The organism is Pelagibacterium montanilacus (genome assembly GCF_003992665.1).
Classification (GTDB): Bacteria; Pseudomonadota; Alphaproteobacteria; order Rhizobiales; family Devosiaceae; genus Pelagibacterium; species Pelagibacterium montanilacus.
This window is the reverse complement of the sequence record NZ_RZMX01000014.1, coordinates 207002-224789: the sequence shown is the minus strand read 5'-3', so window position 1 is coordinate 224789 and position 17788 is coordinate 207002. Positions and strand designations below refer to the sequence as shown.

The 17788-nt window shown below is 62.3% G+C and carries 15 protein-coding genes and 1 tRNA gene; 8 read left to right on the top strand and 8 right to left on the bottom strand.

What is annotated here, in order from left to right:
• Positions 1–13: 13 nt before the first annotated feature.
• Positions 14–1366 carry a bifunctional UDP-N-acetylglucosamine diphosphorylase/glucosamine-1-phosphate N-acetyltransferase GlmU gene (gene glmU, locus EO136_RS06005; protein ID WP_127143553.1) on the bottom strand — a complete coding sequence of 451 codons (1353 nt, stop codon included), beginning with the start codon at positions 1364–1366 and terminating at the stop codon, positions 14–16.
• A gap of 189 nt (positions 1367–1555) precedes the next feature.
• On the opposite strand from glmU, the gene EO136_RS06000 reads away from it, so the two are divergent.
• Both EO136_RS06000 and EO136_RS05995 read left to right on the top strand, forming a co-directional pair.
• Positions 1556–2122 (top strand): hypothetical protein, encoded by a 567-nt coding sequence (locus EO136_RS06000; protein ID WP_127143552.1) that lies wholly within the window; start codon positions 1556–1558, stop codon positions 2120–2122.
• A 78-nt stretch (positions 2123–2200) separates the two neighbouring features.
• Positions 2201–2276: transfer RNA gene (locus tag EO136_RS05995), tRNA-Lys, on the top strand.
• 219 nt (positions 2277–2495) lie between these two features.
• Here EO136_RS05995 and EO136_RS05990 read toward each other — a convergent pair.
• Positions 2496–2963, bottom strand: coding sequence for a hypothetical protein (locus tag EO136_RS05990; RefSeq protein ID WP_127143551.1), 468 nt, complete (start codon positions 2961–2963; stop codon positions 2496–2498).
• A 361-nt stretch (positions 2964–3324) separates the two neighbouring features.
• Between EO136_RS05990 and EO136_RS05985 the strand changes: the two genes are divergently transcribed.
• The 3 genes from EO136_RS05985 to EO136_RS05975 all read left to right on the top strand — a co-directional run bounded on the left by EO136_RS05985 (position 3325) and on the right by EO136_RS05975 (position 6223).
• Complete coding sequence (locus EO136_RS05985) at positions 3325–4371, top strand: TerC family protein (protein WP_127143550.1); 1047 nt, start codon at positions 3325–3327, stop codon at positions 4369–4371.
• Positions 4372–4582: 211 nt separating this feature from the next.
• Positions 4583–5779: an MFS transporter gene (locus EO136_RS05980; RefSeq protein ID WP_127143549.1), complete on the top strand. Its 1197-nt coding sequence runs from the start codon at positions 4583–4585 to the stop codon at positions 5777–5779.
• A 9-nt stretch (positions 5780–5788) separates the two neighbouring features.
• Positions 5789–6223 (top strand): SRPBCC family protein, encoded by a 435-nt coding sequence (locus EO136_RS05975; RefSeq protein ID WP_127143548.1) that lies wholly within the window; start codon positions 5789–5791, stop codon positions 6221–6223.
• Positions 6224–6265: 42 nt separating this feature from the next.
• Here EO136_RS05975 and cysN read toward each other — a convergent pair whose 3' ends face one another.
• A complete protein-coding gene (gene cysN / locus EO136_RS05970) occupies positions 6266–8158 on the bottom strand; it encodes a sulfate adenylyltransferase subunit CysN (protein ID WP_127143547.1) in 1893 nt (630 codons plus the stop codon).
• A 2-nt stretch (positions 8159–8160) separates the two neighbouring features.
• Positions 8161–9075, bottom strand: coding sequence for a sulfate adenylyltransferase subunit CysD (gene cysD / locus EO136_RS05965; RefSeq protein WP_127143546.1), 915 nt, complete (start codon positions 9073–9075; stop codon positions 8161–8163).
• Between the two features lie 201 nt (positions 9076–9276).
• On the opposite strand from cysD, the gene EO136_RS05960 reads away from it, so the two are divergent.
• From EO136_RS05960 to cls, 3 genes are all read left to right on the top strand, one after another.
• Positions 9277–10677 (top strand): cryptochrome/photolyase family protein, encoded by a 1401-nt coding sequence (locus EO136_RS05960; protein ID WP_127143545.1) that lies wholly within the window; start codon positions 9277–9279, stop codon positions 10675–10677.
• Positions 10678–10832: 155 nt separating this feature from the next.
• The gene (locus EO136_RS05955) at positions 10833–11876 is read left to right on the top strand and encodes a cysteine synthase A (protein ID WP_127143544.1); all 1044 of its coding nucleotides are present in this window, start codon (positions 10833–10835) and stop codon (positions 11874–11876) included.
• Between the two features lie 9 nt (positions 11877–11885).
• Positions 11886–13325, top strand: coding sequence for a cardiolipin synthase (gene cls / locus EO136_RS05950; protein ID WP_127143543.1), 1440 nt, complete (start codon positions 11886–11888; stop codon positions 13323–13325).
• Positions 13326–13381: 56 nt separating this feature from the next.
• Here the strand turns inward: cls and EO136_RS05945 are convergent, their stop codons facing one another.
• The 4 genes from EO136_RS05945 to EO136_RS05930 form a co-directional block, all read right to left on the bottom strand.
• Positions 13382–14422, bottom strand: coding sequence for an amino acid ABC transporter substrate-binding protein (locus EO136_RS05945; RefSeq protein WP_164730462.1), 1041 nt, complete (start codon positions 14420–14422; stop codon positions 13382–13384).
• A 164-nt stretch (positions 14423–14586) separates the two neighbouring features.
• Positions 14587–15381, bottom strand: a complete 795-nt coding sequence (locus EO136_RS05940) for an amino acid ABC transporter ATP-binding protein (RefSeq protein ID WP_127143541.1) — start codon at positions 15379–15381, stop codon at positions 14587–14589.
• Between the two features lie 5 nt (positions 15382–15386).
• Entirely contained in the window at positions 15387–16544 is a 1158-nt protein-coding gene (locus tag EO136_RS05935) for an amino acid ABC transporter permease (RefSeq protein WP_127143540.1), read from the bottom strand.
• 3 nt (positions 16545–16547) lie between these two features.
• Positions 16548–17753, bottom strand: coding sequence for an amino acid ABC transporter permease (locus EO136_RS05930; protein ID WP_127143539.1), 1206 nt, complete (start codon positions 17751–17753; stop codon positions 16548–16550).
• Positions 17754–17788: the final 35 nt, after the last annotated feature.

Sequence of the window (17788 nt, the reverse complement as noted above, 5' to 3'; positions counted from 1 at the left end):
GGTCGCTGTCCTTCTATTTCGATTTGGCCGCTTTGATGGCCGAAAAGCGTGAGCGGAGGCTGGCGCCATAGCCCGGCTTGTTTGTCTGCCGCGCCCGACCGATCCCGAGCGCGTCCGCCTCGACCGCGTCGGTGATCACCGATCCTGACGCGATATAGGCGCCCTCGCCAATCTCGACCGGCGCCACGAGCGAACTGTTGGACCCGATGAACGCGCCCTTGCCCACCACGGTTCGCGCCTTGTTGAAGCCATCGTAATTGCAGGTGATCGTGCCGGCGCCGACATTGACGTTATCGCCGATGTCCGCGTCCCCGATATAGCTCAGATGACTGACCTTGGCATCGGCCCCGACATGGGCCTTCTTGATCTCGACGAAATTGCCCACCTTGGCCCCCGCATCGAGTACGGCCTCGGGCCGCAGCCGCGCGAACGGGCCGACACTGGCCCCCTCGCCCACGCTCGCGCCCTCGATGTGGCAATAGGCATGGATCACCGCACCCGTCTGGACGGTAACGCCCACGCCAAAGACCACCCCCGGCTCGATCGTCACGTCCGGGGCGATTTTGGTGTCGTAAGAGAAATAGGTGGTCGAAGGATCGTGCAGCGTAACGCCCCCACGCATCGCCGCCTCGCGCATGCGCTGCTGGAAGAGGTGCTCGGCCCGCGAAAGCTGGACCCGGTCATTGACCCCCATCACCTCGTTTTCGTCAGCCAGCGCATACCCGACCTTATGCCCGTCCCCATGGGCAAGGCCCACCAGGTCGGTCAGATAGTATTCGGACTGCGCGTTGGAATCCTCGATCCGGTCGACGAGGCTTCTGAACAGCCCGGCCCGCATCACGAGGATGCAGGCATTGCAGAGCCGGATCGCACGCTCGGCATCGCTCGCATCCTTATGCTCGCGGATCGCCAGCAGCCGTTCGCCCTCGACGACCAGCCGCCCGTATCCCGTGGGGTCGGCAGCCTCAAAGCCGAGAACCGCGGCATCGAAACCGGCATCGAGCCGCGCGATCACCGAAGAGAAATGCCGCCCCTCGAGCAGCGGATGGTCCGCATAGACCACGGCCACATATCCGTCCCAGCTCTCGAACGCCTCCCGCGCCATCTGCGCGGCGTGACCGGTGCCCCGGCGCTCGGTCTGCTCGAAAAACTTCACGTCGGGATCGATCGCGGCCATCGCATCGCGCACGCGCTGATGCCCGGGCCCCGTCACCATGGCGATCCGCTCGGATCCCCCCGCCCGCGCGGCGCGAAGCACATGCCCTGCAATCGGCATCCCGCCGACGGGATGGAGCACCTTGGGCAGCGATGACTTCATGCGGGTGCCTTCACCCGCTGCCAGGATGACGGTCAGCACCTTCGCCATCGTTCGACCTCCGTCCGATCAGTTACCAGCCTCTGGCCCAGCTTTATGGCACCAAGGTGTTTTGGAAGCGATAACGCGGGGACACACGCACCGGCCAGCTTCCGCATACTGCCCCTCGCAGGACTTCGCCCGAAGGCCCTATACTCGATGAAGCGATTCGGCTGGGTCGGAAATATCGGGGGACGAACCATGAGCCTTTCGGCAGAGCGCCACCAGATTGTCCTCTGGGGCATCATCGCGCTTGTCTGCGGCGCCCTGGCGCTGCTGAGCACCAATGTCTCGCGCCTCATTCCCGAGGGCGTGGTGTCCGGCCTGCACGCCACCAGCCATTCGGGCATGAGCCTGAGCCAGATGCGCAACCGACTCGCCGACCTCCAGGCCGAAAACGCCCGCCTCGCCCGCGACTACCGCGCTCTCGCCACCCGGTTCGACTTCATGGACGATGGCCGCCGCGATCTCGTGCGCCGCGTCTCCGCGGTCGAGCGCAGCGTCCCAATCCTCCTCGAAGCCCTGCCGCCGGACGCCGACATCGACCACGGCGCAATCACGGCATCCACCGGGGAAACCGCAGCCCCGGCCCCGGCCGGGCGCACCGTCGCGGTCAGGCTGCGCGCGCTCTTTGACTCAGAGGATGCCGTGCCGGCCGAGGACCCGGCCATCGCCCCCCAGCCCATGCCAGCGGCCGTGCAAACCGCTGGCTCGGCGCCGGCGCCCGAAACACCCGCCGGAGAGCTCGAAGCGCCCGCCGGATTGTGAGTGAATTGGGTTGACACTACGGAACGAGCATCTATGTTCCGCGCCATTCCGAGACGGTCGTCATCGGCGGCCGGCGTGGGGCTCGTAGCTCAGCTGGTAGAGCACTCGACTTTTAATCGAATGGTCTCGGGTTCGAATCCCGACGAGCCCACCACTCGCCCAGGACATCCCGCACCCTGTCGTTATTATTCGTGCGTCCGTCATGGCGCCGAGATCCGCGAAAAGCGCTCTTTCGAACACACAACGGAAAAGCCGTGCACGCCACTGTAGAGGGTGCACGGCTCGAGTTCAGGATAGTCCATGGCTCTGTCTATAAGTGTTCGATATTCAGACGCCGGTCACCAAAGCCCGACCGGCCGACTCAAATGGCCATTTAGCGGCAATGCGGAGCATTCGATTGCGGAGGACAAGCGCCGCCATTGCCTGGGGGCGTCTGGGCCGGCGGGGTGTGGGACGGCGGCCCACCATGTGGCCCTTTTCCCTTGCCTTTGCCTTTCCCCTTGCCGGGACCGAAATGGTGGCCATGGTGCTTCTTCTTGCCCCATTTCGGCCCCTTGCCTTTCCAATCCTTGTCGTCTTCCACGACCACGATCGGCGTGCTCGAGCCGCTGCTGCGCCCCAGCGAGGACTCGATCATCCGGCCGGTCGAGGGCCCGCCGGTGCAGGAGATGAAGGTATTCCCGTTCCGGTCCGTGTAGCGGGACGTGACCTTTCCATCCACGATGCACTCGAGCGTGACCGGATCGATCCCGATCGAGTTGTACCCGCTCCCTGTGAGCTCCCAGGACACGGCGGGACCCGTCATGCCTAGGGCGATGACTGCTGCGATGATTGTTTTCATTTTACTCTCCCAAAGTTGGAATTTTGGCCAAACGAAGCCTGCTCCCACGCTCGAAAGCGTCAGAATAACAAAGGCTTAGAAGTTTTCTGTGGAAAACTCCTGGAAATGAGTTAATGGTGAACAAACTATTAACGCAAGCGCCGCTTCGGAACTTGGTTAATTGCTAAAGTAAAGATGGGCTCCGGGTGCGACGCGCTATCCGGCGAGCGAAATCCTTGCGGCCCACGCTCGCGACACCCCTTTCCAACAGGACCCATCAGGACTATAGGTCGCAGTGCAGCGCCGGGCCCCTCTGGCGGTCGGCCCTTGAGCCGATCGTGATGTCGGAACTGCTCCAGCATCTCATGGAGAAGGTCCGGACATGGAAGTCCTCAACGCATTCATATTTTCCGAGTTTCTCGGCACGCCAACCTGGTTCTGGCTGGCATTCATCACCATCGTGGTCACCGTCCTGGCCTTCGATCTCGGCGTCCTTCACAAGGAGGAAAAAGAGATCAGTGCCAAGGAAAGCTTCATGCTCTACGGGCTGTACGTCGCCATTGCGGTGGCGTTCGGCATCTGGGTGTGGGTGCAGCGCGGGGCCGAGTCCGGCCTTGAATTCTTCACCGGCTACATCATCGAGCAGAGCCTCGCGATGGACAATATCTTCGTCATCGCGACCATATTCGCTTACTTTGGCATCCCCCGGATCTATCAACACCGCGTGCTGTTCTGGGGCATCGTGGGCGTTCTGCTGTTCCGGGCCATCCTGATCGGCGCCGGCGTGGCGCTCGTCACCCGGTTCGAGCCGATTCTGTTTCTCTTTGGCGCCTTCCTCGTCTTCACTGGCGTCAAGATGTTCAAGAAAGTCGAGGAGGGCGACGACCTCGATATCGAGCACAACAAGATCCTGAAATTCCTGCGCAAGCGCTTCCGGATCACGCCGCAGTTCCACGGCAACAAATTCCTGGTCGAGCAGCCCCACCCCACGACCGGCAAGATGGTGTTGTTCCTCACCCCGCTCGCCGTCGCGTTGATCATGGTCGAGATCGTGGACGTGGTGTTTGCGGTCGACAGCGTGCCCGCCATCTTCGCGATCACCCAGGACCCGTTCATCGTCTACACCTCGAATGTGTTCGCCGTGCTCGGCCTGCGCGCCCTGTTCTTTGCCCTCTCGGCGGCCATGGCCCGGTTCCGCTATCTCCAGACGGCGCTGGCGGTGGTGCTCGTGCTGATCGGCATCAAGATCTTCCTCGTGCCGCTCCACATCCACATCGACACGCTGTTCTCGCTGATCGTCACCATCTCGATCCTCGCCAGCGGCGTGGGCTACTCGCTCTGGAAGACGCGCAACGACCCGCCGCTTGATGCACAGGTAGACGCAGAGAACCCGCACGAGCCGTTCTCCGAGGACAACACGCCCCGTTAGAGCGCAGCCAGGAAAAGTGGAAACACTTTTCCGGTTCGAAACGCGACAAATCAAAGACGTGGAGCTCCTGTCTGATTCAATCAGTACAGGAGCTCCAATCGGGCTCCACTTCGCATCCGCACCCACGGGCGCGGCTGCTTTCACGGTCTTGCCGCTCTCGGGCAGCACCGATACTGTGACGGTCATGCCGCCTATATGAGACCGAACCTCCATGAGCACGACATCCGCAACCGGGGCGGCGCTGCCCTCAGCGCCGAAGACGTCATTCTGGATTCTGTGCGCGGTCAGTTCGTCCCATTTTCTCAACGACCTGATGCAGGCCCTCCTGCCTGCGATTTATCCCCTGCTGCGCGATGCCTATGCGCTCGATTTCGCGCAGATCGGGATGATCACCCTGGTCAACCAGTTCACGGCCTCTCTGCTCCAGCCGCTCGTCGGGCTCTACACCGACAAGCGCCCCCAGCCCTATTCCCTGCCCATCGCCATGTGCTCGACACTGGCCGGCCTGCTCGTGCTCGCCCGCGCCGACGGCTTCGCCCAGTTGCTCCTCGCCGCCGCATTGATCGGCATCGGCTCCGCCATTTTCCATCCTGAAGCCTCGCGCGTTTCGCGCATGGCGTCCGGCGGCCGGCTGGGCTTCGCGCAGGCCTTCTTCCAGGTGGGCGGAAGCCTGGGCACGGCCATCGGCCCGCTCATGGCCGCCTTCATCATACTGCCGCGCGGACAGGGCACCATTTCATGGTTCGCGCTGGTGGCATTGACCGCCATTATCCTTCTCGCCACGGTCGGCCGCTGGTATTCGGGCCAGAATCGGCGCCCGCGCGCGCCCGTCGCCGCCCGCGATCCCTCGATCGGACGACGGGACCTCGTTGTGGCGCTCATCGCCATCGGTCTGCTGGTCACCGCCAAGAACGTCTACGTGGCGGCGATGATGAGCTATTACGGCTTCTTTCTCATGGAACGGTTCGCGCTGGACGCGGGCACCGCGCAGATCAATCTGTTCCTGTTTCTGGGGGCGGTCGCCGTCGGCACCTTCTTTGGCGGCCCGGCCACCGACCGGTTCGGCCGCCGCGCGGTGATCTGGGTGTCGATGGTCGGGCCCTTGCCCTTCGCACTGGCAATGCCCTACGTGCCCCTGCCCGCCACCATCGCGCTGACCATAATCATCGGGCTTGTGATGGCCTCGGCATTCTCGGCGCTGGTCGTCTACGCCCAGGAATTGCTGCCGGGCAAGGTGGGGCTGGTGTCGGGCATGATGTTCGGAGTGGCGTTCGGCATGGGCGCACTCGGCGCGGCCCTTCTTGGTCTCGTTGCGGACTGGCACGGCATGGAATTTGTCTTCAGGCTGATCGCGTTTCTGCCCTTGCTGGGCTTTCTCACCATTCTCCTGCCACGCAAAATCAGATAGGCATCTCCCATGTCAGAAGACGAGATCACCATCACGATCAAGCGCACGATCGATGCCCCCGCCGAAGAAGTCTTCGCCGCGTGGACCGACCCGGCACTCCTTGAGCAATGGCAGGCCGACATCGTCAGCTTCGAGGCGTTCGAAGGCGGCGAGTTCCGGTTCGAGAGCCATGACGAGGAAGACCCCGCCATCGTGCATACTGTCACCGGCACGGTCCTCGAATTCGAGCAGGACAAGAAGCTCGTGGAGCGCTGGCGTTACGCCGGGGACGGCTCGGACCTCGACAGCTCCATCCTCATGGTCACCTTCAACGCGCTTTCGCCGGACCGCACCGAGATCGTGCTCAACGAACGATCGGCGACGCACGAGGACCCGCAATCGCGGATCTTTTCGATCGAGGCGTGGAGCGCCGCCATCGAGGACCTGGCGGAACTGCTCGAATAGCCTTCCGCCTCCTGACCACTCTGTTGCGAGCCCGGAACTGCCCTACCGCTCGACCATCTTCCGATAAAGCACCTCGGCCATCGCCTCGGGGCTTTCGGTCGCGCCTTCGAGGATGATGTCGGCCTGTTCCGGAGCTTCGAACGGGCTGGATATGCCCGTGAAGTTCTTGATGTCTCCCGCGCGCGCTCTTGCATAAAAGCCCTTGGGGTCGCGGGCTTCGCACACATCGAGCGGCGTGTTCACATAGGCTTCGATGAAGTCGATATCCCCGGCAATCTCGCGGGCAATGCGCCGCTCGTTCATGAACGGGGAAATGAAGGACACCAGCACGATCAGCCCCGCATCGGCCATCAGCCGTGCCACCTCGGCCACACGCCGGATGTTCTCTACACGCGCAGCGTCGGTAAAGCCGAGATCCTTGTTCAAGCCGTGCCGAACATTGTCGCCGTCCAGAATATAGGCGTGGCGCCCTTCCGCGGTCAGGCGCTTCTCCACGAGGTTGGCGACCGTGGACTTGCCCGATCCGGAGAGCCCGGTAAACCAGACGATCTGTGGCGTCTGCCCCTTGAGCCGCGCGCGGACCTCACGGTTCACGTCGAACTGCTGGTAGCTCAGGTTCTGGGCCCTGCGCAGCCCGAAGCTGATCGTGCCGGCCCCGAGCGTGAGGTTGTTGATCCTGTCGATCAGGATGAACCCGCCCATGGTCTCGTTCTCGCCATAGGCGTCAAAGGCGATGGGCTTGTCGGTCGCCAGCGTCACGGTCCCCACCTCGTTGAGGGCAAGGTTCTTGGCGGCGCTGCGCTCGAGCGTGTTGACGTTGGTGCGGTGCTTGAGATCGGTCAGCGTCGCGGGCACCAACTGGCTGCCCAGCTTCAGGAGATAGGACCGCCCCGGATAAGCTGGTTCGTCGGCCATCCAGACCAATTGGGCCTGGAACTGGTTGGAATAATCCGGCACGCGGCCGGGCTGGGCCAGCACGTCCCCGCGCGAAATATCGACCTCCCGGTCGAGCACCAGCGTCACGGCCTCCCCGGCGAGCGCTTCGGCCCTGTCCCCATCCATAGTGACGATGCGATCGACCCGCGCCGGCTTGCGCGATGAGGCCACCAGCACATCGTCGCCCAACTTGACCGTGCCCGACGCCACGGTGCCCGAAAAGCCGCGGAAGTCGAGGTTGGGGCGGTTCACCCACTGCACGGGGAATCGGAACGGCCGATCCTGCGCCTGCTGTCCGACCTCGAGCGTCTCGAGATATCCAAGAAGCGGCTGGCCCTCGAACCAGGGCGTGCGCTCGCTGCGCGTCACGATGTTGTCGCCGCGCAGGGCCGAAACCGGGATCGAAACGATGCTCTCAAAGCCCAGATCGGCGGAAAAGGCGCGAAAGCCCTGGTCGATCGCCGCAAAAGTCTCCCGATCGTAATCCACCAGGTCGATCTTGTTGACCACGAGGACGACGTGCTTCACGCCAAGCAGCGAAAGAATGAAGCTGTGGCGCCGGGTCTGGGTGAGGATCCCCTTGCGCGCGTCGATCAACAGCAGGGCCACGTCGGCATTGGATGCGCCCGTCGCCATGTTTCGCGTATATTGCTCATGGCCCGGGGTATCCGCCACGATGAACTTGCGCTTGTCGGTCGAAAAGAACCTGTAGGCCACATCGATGGTGATGCCCTGCTCGCGCTCGGCCACCAGACCATCCACCAGAAGCGAGAAGTCGATTCCTTCCTCGCCCACATTGCGATTGCGGCTGTCGCTCTGGAGGCTGGCGAGCTGATCGTCGAGGATAAGCTGGCTGTCATAGAGAAGCCGCCCGATAAGGGTCGATTTCCCGTCATCCACGCTGCCGCAGGTCAAAAAACGCAGCAACGACTTGTCGGTCTGCTCCTCGAGCCATTGGGCAATGTCGGTCTCGGCGGCGGGGGCGATCTGCGCGGTCATGGTCAGAAATACCCTTCCTGCTTCTTTTTTTCCATCGACCCGGCCTGATCGGAATCGATCAGCCTGCCCTCGCGCTCGGAGGTGGTCGAGGCCTGCATTTCCATGATGATCTCGGCGAGCGAGGCGGCATTGGAGCGGATGGCGCCGGTCAGCGGATAGCAGCCCAGCGTCCGGAACCGCACCATCTCCTCGCGCGGGCGCTCCCCGTCCTCGAGGCGATAGCGGTCGTCGTCGATCATGATCAGCGTGCCCGAGCGCTCGACCACGGGCCGTTTGGCGGCGAAGTAGAGCGGCACGATCGGAATCTGCTCGGCGTGGATATAGGTCCAGATATCGAGCTCGGTCCAGTTCGAGAGCGGAAACACCCGCATGCTTTCGCCCGGGTTGATCCGTGTGTTGAACACGCGCCAGAGCTCGGGGCGCTGGTTCTTGGGGTCCCAGGCATGAGCGGCATTGCGATGGGAGAAGATGCGCTCCTTGGCGCGGCTCTTCTCCTCGTCCCGCCGCGCGCCGCCGATCGCCGCGTCGTACTGGCCCGCCGACAGCGCTTGCCGCAGCGCCGCGGTCTTCATGATGTCGGTATAGCGCGAGGAGCCATGGTCGAAGGGGTTGATGTTGTTGGCAACGCCCTCCTGATTGGTATGGACGCGCAGCTCGAACCCGTATTCCTCCGCCATGCGGTCGCGGAACGCGATCATCTCGCGAAATTTCCAGGTGGTGTCGATATGGAGCAAGGGGAACGGGATCTTGGAGGGAAAGAACGCCTTGCGGGCCAGATGCAGAAGGACGCTCGAATCCTTGCCGATCGAATACATCATCACCGGCCGCTCGAAACTCGCCGCCACTTCTCGGAAAATCTCGATACTCTGGCTCTCGAGGCGCTCGAGATGAGTGAGCGCCTGGCGCTTGGAAGTCATGGCATTCCGCCCCGGACCCGGTTGGACACGACCGTTGGGATACGCCCGGCATAGGGCCGTTGCAAGGCGCGAAAATGCCGTGCCGGTGATCTCTGCGGCCCGGGTTTCGTAAAAGCAGGGAATGTCAAAATACGCACCTAAACCGCGCGACTGCCGGGCGAGCCCAGGCGCGGCGACAGCCGATATGGAGAAAACTGTTTCATGGCCAAAACAGCCCTCGTCTGGTTCCGGAACGACCTTCGAATCGAGGACAACCCCGCCCTCAACGCCGCCCTCGAGCATGGCGAGGCTACCCGCGCGCTCTATATAGTGGAGACCGGTGGCGACGGTCGCGAGCGGGGCGCCGCATCGAAGGCCTGGCTGACCGAGAGCCTGCGCGCGCTCGCCGTGTCCCTCGCGCGCCGCGGCGTCACCCTCGACCTGGCTCACGGACCGGCTAAGGACACACTTGCCGATTACGTCCGGACCAATAGTGTCGACTTTGTGTTCTGGAACCGCCGATATGACCATGCGGGCCGGTCGATCGACACCCAGATCAAGGCCGATCAGACGTCTCTTGGCGTGACTGTGCGGTCTTTCAACGCGAGCCTCCTCGTGGAACCCTGGGACATAACCACCAAGGCGGGCGGGCCTTTCTCCGTATTCACCCCCTTCTGGAAAGCCCTTAGGGAAAAAGAGATCCCCCGCCCGGCCCGCGTGGCCACAGGCTCCCCCCGGATCGAAGCCCCCACCCTGGACCTGCCCGCCCATCCGGCTTGGGCAAAAAAGGTCCTATCGCACTGGGAAATCGGTGAAAAAAGCGCTGCAGAACAGCTCGAAACCTTCATCGCGGAGCGCATGGCCGGCTACCCGGACGGCCGCGATGTCCCAGGCCGCGACACCACCTCCACCCTCTCCCCGTACCTGGCCTTCGGCGAGATCAGCCCCCGCCAGATCTGGCACGCCGTCCGCCATGCCGCCGACCAGAACCCCAGCCTCGCCAGCCCCGCAGAAAAATTCCTCTCGGAAATCGCCTGGCGCGAATTCTCCTATCACCTGCTCTATCATCGCAAGGATATCTCCCGCACGCCGATGCAGGAGCGGTTCGAGAAAGTCGCATGGCGCGAGGATCCCGGACGTTTCGAGGCCTGGAGCCAAGGCCGTACGGGCATCCCCATGGTCGACGCCGGGATGCGGCAGCTCTGGGAAACCGGCTGGATGCACAACCGCGTGCGCATGCTCGTCGCTTCACTGCTCGCCAAGAATCTCCTTATCGACTGGCGCCAGGGCGAGACCTGGTTCTGGGACACGCTGGTCGATGCCGATGTCGCCAACAACCCGGCAAGCTGGCAGTGGGTCGCTGGCTGCGGCGCCGATGCGGCCCCCTATTTCCGGATTTTCAACCCGGTCACACAGGGCCATCGCTTCGATCCCAAGGGAGACTACGTGCGCCGCTGGGTGCCCGAGGTCGCCAGACTCGACGACAAGCACGTCCACGATCCGTCTGCAGCCCCGCGTGCAGCGCTGGAAGCGGCCGATATCACCCTTGGTGAGACGTATCCCGAGGCCATCCTCGACCTCAAAGGCACGCGGGAGCGCGCGCTTGAGGCCCTGGCACGCTGAGAGGTACCCGTTTGCGCATTGCCGCTGCGACGCGCGACGGGTTTGCGCCCAGCAACACGAACCGGAAATGAGCTGCCCAATGGGCGGCTTCGTCCTTGTCCCGAGTGCGGGGCCTCACTACCATCTAGTCCAACATTGACTGATTGCAGGCTGAAATGACCCGCCACAAAGACATTACATCCGCCATCGGCAACACTCCGCTGATCCGACTCAACAAGGTCTCCGAGATGACCGGCTGCGAAATCTGGGGCAAAGCCGAGTTCCTCAATCCGGGTCAATCGGTCAAGGACCGCGCCGCGCTCTACATCATCCGCGATGCGATCGCCCGTGGAGAGCTGGCACCCGGCGGCACCATCGTGGAAGGCACTGCTGGAAATACCGGCATCGGGCTTGCCCTCGTCGGCAATGCTCTGGGCTTCAAAACGGTCATCGTCATCCCTGAAACCCAGAGCCAGGAGAAAAAGGACGCGATCAGGCTTGCCGGCGCGCAGCTTCTCGAGGTCCCCGCCCGTCCCTACAAGAACCCCAACAATTATGTGCGTGTGTCCGGGCGCCTGGCCGAAAAGCTGGCGGCCGAGCTGCCCGGCGGTGCGATCTGGGCCAACCAGTTCGACAACGTCGCCAATCGCCAGGCCCATGTCGAAACTACGGGCCCCGAAATTTTCGACCAGACCGAGGGCAAGGTGGACGGATTTATCTGCGCGGTCGGTTCGGGCGGCACACTGGGCGGCGTGGCGCTGGCGCTAAAGAAGCGCAACAAGGATATCCAGATCGGGATCGCAGATCCCGAGGGCGCAGCGCTTTACAACTATTATGCCCATGGAGAGCTCAAGTCTTCGGGCGGCTCGATCACCGAAGGCATTGGTCAGGGCCGGATCACCGCCAATCTGGCGGATCTCGACGTCGACCACGCCTATCAGATCCCCGACTCGGAGGCGCTTCCCTATATCTTCGATCTCATCGGGGAGGAAGGCTTGTGCCTGGGTGGCTCCTCGGCGATAAATATCGCGGGGGCAGTGCGCATGGCCCGGGACCTCGGACCGGGGAAAACGATCGTCACGATATTGTGCGATTACGGGAACCGGTACCAGTCCAAGCTGTTTAATCCCGAGTTTCTGCGCGCCAAGAACCTGCCGGTGCCGGAGTGGCTGACTGCCGAACCGACCGTGGATATCGGGGCGGTCATGGAGACAGAATAGAGGCTGGGCTTGGATCTCGCGCGCGCGTTCATCGACAATTTCAGCTTCATCGCGTCTCTATACTTGGCCAATTATTTCCTCGCCGCGGTCTGCGCAGCGCGTGAGATCATGAACTCCCGTACATCACAGGGGTCGATCGCCTGGCTGATTGCCCTGGCGGTTCTTCCGTTTCCGACCACGTTTATCTATCTGGTCTTCGGATGGAAACTCTTCGACGACTATGCGGAATCCCAGACTCACTCGGGCAGGAGCTGGCGTCTGGCCCGTTCAGACGATCTCAGGATCGTTGACAATGCGACCGGCGAGCAATGGCCTGTCCTCTGCCGGGTCGCTGAGCTTCCATTTCTCTACGGCAACGCTACATCGCTGCTTGTCGATGGCGATGAAACGTTCGCCTCCATTCTCGATGGCATTTCCCGCGCCAAGGAATACATCCTCGTCCAGTTCTACATCGTCCGGCACGACGATCTGGGGCGCAAATTCGCCGACGCACTGATCGAGCGCGCGAGCGCCGGCGTCGATGTCTATGTGCTGTTGGATGATGTGGGGAGCCACAAGCTCTCGCACGCCTACAAGCAGCGACTTCGCGACAATGGCGTGCATTGCTACACCTTCAACCATCGGCATAAATTTCTCCGGCTCTACGGCCCGACCCGGATGAACTACCGCAACCATAGAAAGAACGTCGTGATCGATGGCCGCGAGGCCTGGATCGGCGGACACAATGTCGGCGACGAGTACATGGGCAAGGATCCGGCATTCGGGCGCTGGCGCGATACCCATGTCCATATGTCAGGACCTGCGGCGCTTGCCTGCGCGCTGATGTTCCGGGAGGATTGGCTGTGGTCCACCGGCACGGAGGTTCCGTTGCGGTTCCCTTCGGACGTTCCCACCCCCGGTGACCAGCCGGTGCTCGTCATGCCGACCGGCCCTGCCGACAAGCTGGAGGACTGCGCCATTGCATTCACCGAAGTCATCTCACGCGCGCGCAAGAGGCTGTGGATCGTCAGCCCCTATTTCGTGCCGGGCATCGAGGTCCAGACCGCGCTTTACGCCGCAGCCTTCCGCGGGGTTGATGTGCGCATATTGCTGCCTGCCAAGGCCGACCATCTCCTCGTCTGGCTCGCGAGTTACGCCCATGCCGACCAGATGGTTTCCCACGAAATCAAGGTCTACCGGTACCGCGGCGGGTTCCTCCACCAGAAGGTCATTCTCTGCGATGACGAGATCGCGGGCGTGGGTACCGTCAACTTCGACTACCGCTCGTTCAACATCAATTTCGAAGTCACTGTGTGGATGACAGGCACGGCCATGACCGAACGGGTCGCCGATATGCTGCAGGCCGATTTCGCCGAATCGAGCCTGACCACTACAGCGCATCTCAAGCGCCGCCCGTTCGCCTTCAGGCTCGCCTGCCAGGGCGCAAAATTGCTCTCACCGATCTTGTAGACCGCACGCGGGCAACCAGCGAGGCCTTCTCCCGGCGGCTGGCTGCCGGATATGGGTCAGTTCATTGGTGGGGCGAACATCAGGCCCCCATTGCCCCACAGCGCATTTTGGCCGCGAGCAAGCGGAACGCCATTGGCGGCGCCGAAGTGTCGCTCGTAGACTTCTCCGTAGTTGCCGACATTGGCGATAACGTCCCGCATCCAGGTTCGGCTCAACTGCAGGGACGAACCGTAATCGCCCTCCGCGCCCAGCAAACGCCGGATCGCGGGTGTCCGGGCCGAGAGCATGGACTCGATGTTCACCGAATTGACCCCGAGTTCCTCAGCGTTGATCATCGCATGAACGGTCCAGCGGACGATATCAGCCCACTGATCGTCGCCAGCGCGCACGACTGGCCCATAGGGGTCTTTGCTAAGCCGCTCGGGCAGAATCCGGTGCCCCAAGGGCTCGGCCAGGCTGCGGCGCACCCCGTGCAGCCAACTTGCAGGCGCGGACAATGCATCGCAGGCGCCATTGCGATAGACCACGGCGAGATCCTCGCGATCCTCGTAAAGCACCTCCTCATAGCTCGTCTGGATCTCAAAGAAAAAGTCCCGGACACGGCCTTGCGATTCGCTGTCAGACGCAACGCAGACCGTGACATCCTCGAGCTCATAGGCGGAGACCACGCCCAGATCCGAGCGCACCATGAACGCCTGACCGTCAAAGAACGTGGCCCCGGTATAGACGCCGCCATAGGCGGTGTCACGGGTCATCGTCCACGGAGCGTTGCGCGCCATCATATCGAGATCGCCCATAGCAAGTTGCGCGAACCGACCATCTCCAGCCAGCGGACGGAACTCTACCCGCGACGGATCGCCGAACACCGCGGCCGAGACGGCACGGCATACGTCGACATCAAAGCCCGACCACAACCCCTCAGGACTGACCTGCGCGAAGCCGGGAATCGGACGCGATGCGCCACAGATCACATAGCCCCGGGTCCGGACCTGATCGAGCGTGGAAATCACGAACGGTGTCTCGGACTCGCCATTCGATTGCGCCGATGCGGCCACGGGCACCAAGTACGCCACGAGTCCGATGGCCAAGGCGGCCATAGCGTGTCCAAGCCGATATGTCAGCGGCACTATCCAGACGGCCCAGGGCCGCTCCTCTAATCCGGCGCGCATATTGTCATGTGACCATGGTGGGTCAAGGCGGCAAATGGCCTGCGACAGCGCCGGCGCATTCGTGGCGTCGACGCTCTCAGCCAGATGATCCGTCAGTGCAAGATCTGACTGAGGAACAGCTTGGTGCGCTCGTGCTGGGGATTGGAGAAGAACTCCTCGGGCTCGTTCTGCTCTATAATCTGCCCCTGATCCATGAAGATCACCCGGTTGGCCACCTGACGCGCAAAGCCCATTTCGTGGGTCACGCACAGCATCGTCATGCCTTCCTCGGCCAGGCCGACCATCACGTCGAGAACTTCCTTGATCATTTCCGGATCGAGAGCCGACGTCGGCTCGTCGAACAGCATGATCTTCGGGTTCATGCACAATGAGCGCGCGATGGCTACGCGCTGCTGCTGGCCGCCCGAAAGCTGTCCTGGGAATTTGTTCGCCTGCTCGGGAATCTTCACTCGCTCGAGGTACTTCATGGCCTCGGCCTCGGCCTCGGCCTTAGGCGTACCCCGCACCCAGATTGGCGCCAGCGTAAGATTCTGGAGGATGGTGAGGTGCGGGAACAGATTGAAATGCTGGAAGACCATGCCGACCTCTCGGCGCACTTCGTCGATCCGCTTCAGGTCCGAGGTCAGTTCGATGCCATCCACGACGATTTGCCCGTCCTGATGCTCCTCGAGACGATTGATGCAGCGGATCAGAGTCGATTTCCCCGAGCCCGAGGGCCCGGCAATGACGATGCGCTCCCCGCTCATGACCTTGAGGTCGATGTCACGCAGGACGTGAAAATCTCCATACCATTTGTTCATGCCCACGATCTCGACGGCTACCTCGGTCGAGGAGACGGTCATCTTGGGGCGGTCGGTCTCAAGACCGTTGTCGGTGTCCACTGACATCGAAGCTACCTCTTATGTCCGGTATGGAGGCGATTCTCCATGAATATCGAATATCGCGACATGGCAAAGCAGAAGATCCAGAAGACGAACCCCGCGAATATGTAGCCCGTCACAGCATGGGTCGGTGATCTCCATGCCATGTCCGAACCGGCGGCTCTGACCGTATTGAGGAGGTCGAAGATGCCGATGATAGAAACAAGCGAGGTGTCTTTGAAAAGGGCAATGAACGTGTTCACGATGCCGGGAATGACGTGCTTTAGCGCCTGGGGCAGGATCACGAGCCCGAGCGTTTTGACCTTGCTCAAGCCCAGGGCCTGGGAGGCCTCGTACTGTCCCCGCGGCATGGCCTGCAATCCGCCGCGGACCACCTCGGCCATGTAGGCGCTCTCGAACAGGCAGATGCCGATGATCGCGCGCAGCAGCACGTCGGGATCTGCGCCTTGCGGGGTAAAGAGCGGAAACATCACCGAGGCCATGAACAGCACGGTGATCAGCGGCACGGCGCGCCAGAGCTCGATGAAGGCGATGCAGAACGTCTTCACGATCGGCAACTCGGAGCGCCGTCCGAGCGCAAGGAGTATGCCGACCGGCATCGAAACGATGATGCCGATCAGCGAAATGATCAGCGTCAGTGTCAGCCCGCCCCACTCCGCAGTGGGAACCCGGCGCAGCTCCACGACCCCGAGACCCAGGAGATCACCGCCCGCCATCAGGAAATAAGCAACGAACGGATAGACGATGAAGAACAGCACCGCCGCGGTCCGCACGAACGGCGCTTTGGGCGTAAGCAGCGGAATCAGCAGGACGACGCCGATAGCAAACATCAGGTTGACGCGCCAGAGCTCGGCATTGGGGTAGAACCCGTAAATGAAGAACTTGATCCGCGCCTGGATAAAGATCCAGCACGCACCGACGCCGTCGAAACGGCAGGCTTCGCCCCGTATCCCTTCCGGATCGCTCCAGACCGCGTCTGCGACGAGGAAATTCCAGAGCGGAACGGCCAACCAGATCACCAGCGCAGCACCGGCAATGGTCAACACCGAATTCACCGGTGTCGAGAACAGGTTCGCCCGCATCCACGCCCCGACACCGGTGGTGCTCCGGGGAGGCGGCAAAGCCTCGGCCATGGTGCTGCGAACGTACCCGCTTTGACTAGAACTCATCGTTCAACGCTCCACCATGGCAACACGGCTGTTGTACCAGTTCATGAACAGCGAGGTGACCATCGAGAACGTCAGATAGACCGCCATCGTCAGGATCACGATCTCGACGGCCCTGCCACTCTGGTTCAGTGCGGTGCCCATGAACACATTCACCAGCTCAGGGAAGCCGATGGCTGCGCCGAGCGAGGAGTTCTTTGTCAGGTTAAGGTACTGGCTGGTCAGCGGAGGTACGATAATGCGCAGCGCCTGGGGAATTACGACGAGGCGCAACCGGTCGTTGTCTCGCAGGCCTAGCGCGGCCGCCGCTTCCACCTGGCCGTAGTTCACGGCCTGGATACCGGCGCGAACGATCTCGGCGATGAACGAGGAGGTGTAGACCACCAACCCGACCACAAGCGCCGTAAGCTCGGGCGGGACCACGACGCCGCCGGTGTAATTGAAGCCGGTGAGCTCGGGCACGCTGAAAGCCACAGGAAGCTGCACGATCAACGCAACGGCCACCACGGGCACGATCATGATCGCGAGCATCGGCAACAGCACCGGCTTTCGGCGCCCTGCCTCTTCCATGGATTTTATCCGCCAACGACGCCAGATCACCGCCAGAAAGATCGCGACGACCAGCGCAGCGATAGCGAACAGGATTCGCTGATCGGTCTCAAGCGCTGGCAGATACAGCCCACGCTGGTTGAGCACGATTCCGAACGGCCCTTCGATGCTCTCGCGGATGCCCGGGACGGCGTTCAGCGCGAGAAAGTACCAGAACAAGAGCTGTAGCAGCAGCGGCACGTTACGGATGATCTCGACGTACACCATGGCCAGCTTGCGAATGAGGAAATTGCTCGAAAGGCGCGCGATGCCGACGATGAATCCCAGAAGCGTTGCGAGGACGATGCCCACGACGGCCACCAGAAGAGTGTTCAGGATTCCGATGAGGTAGACATCGAGATATGTGGATGTCCGCGCGAACTCGAGCAGCCCGAAGCTGATGTTGAAGCCCGCCGTCTGGGACAGGAAGTCCAGCCCAAGCGTCTTGTTCTGCGCCGCGAGGTTGGTTGAAACGTTGGACTGCAACCACCAGGCAGCGAGCGCGACCAGCGCTACGAGCAATCCCTGGTAGAAAATCCCGCGTGCGGTGGGATTGTAGAAAAGGGAAGAATCTATATTGGACCCGGCACTGCTAGTCGGGCGGTTGTCCGTCGGGGCGGCCATATCGATACCTCTGCCATGCCGGCAATGTGCGCGCA

Bases quoted from the DNA above. Each gene is read 5' to 3' on its own strand.
- cysD (WP_127143546.1), bottom strand. From the start codon at position 9,075: ATGACTTCCAAGCGCCAGGCGCTCACTCATCTCGAGCGCCTCGAGAGC.
- EO136_RS05960 (WP_127143545.1), top strand. From the start codon at position 9,277: ATGGCCAAAACAGCCCTCGTCTGGTTCCGGAACGACCTTCGAATCGAG.
- EO136_RS05940 (WP_127143541.1), bottom strand. From the start codon at position 15,381: ATGTCAGTGGACACCGACAACGGTCTTGAGACCGACCGCCCCAAGATG.
- glmU (WP_127143553.1), bottom strand. From the start codon at position 1,366: ATGGCGAAGGTGCTGACCGTCATCCTGGCAGCGGGTGAAGGCACCCGC.
- EO136_RS05945 (WP_164730462.1), bottom strand. From the start codon at position 14,422: ATGGCCGCCTTGGCCATCGGACTCGTGGCGTACTTGGTGCCCGTGGCC.
- EO136_RS05985 (WP_127143550.1), top strand. From the start codon at position 3,325: ATGGAAGTCCTCAACGCATTCATATTTTCCGAGTTTCTCGGCACGCCA.
- EO136_RS05975 (WP_127143548.1), top strand. From the start codon at position 5,789: ATGTCAGAAGACGAGATCACCATCACGATCAAGCGCACGATCGATGCC.
- EO136_RS05930 (WP_127143539.1), bottom strand. From the start codon at position 17,753: ATGGCCGCCCCGACGGACAACCGCCCGACTAGCAGTGCCGGGTCCAAT.
- EO136_RS05990 (WP_127143551.1), bottom strand. From the start codon at position 2,963: ATGAAAACAATCATCGCAGCAGTCATCGCCCTAGGCATGACGGGTCCC.
- EO136_RS05935 (WP_127143540.1), bottom strand. From the start codon at position 16,544: ATGAGTTCTAGTCAAAGCGGGTACGTTCGCAGCACCATGGCCGAGGCT.
- cysN (WP_127143547.1), bottom strand. From the start codon at position 8,158: ATGACCGCGCAGATCGCCCCCGCCGCCGAGACCGACATTGCCCAATGG.
- EO136_RS05955 (WP_127143544.1), top strand. From the start codon at position 10,833: ATGACCCGCCACAAAGACATTACATCCGCCATCGGCAACACTCCGCTG.
- EO136_RS06000 (WP_127143552.1), top strand. From the start codon at position 1,556: ATGAGCCTTTCGGCAGAGCGCCACCAGATTGTCCTCTGGGGCATCATC.
- EO136_RS05980 (WP_127143549.1), top strand. From the start codon at position 4,583: ATGAGCACGACATCCGCAACCGGGGCGGCGCTGCCCTCAGCGCCGAAG.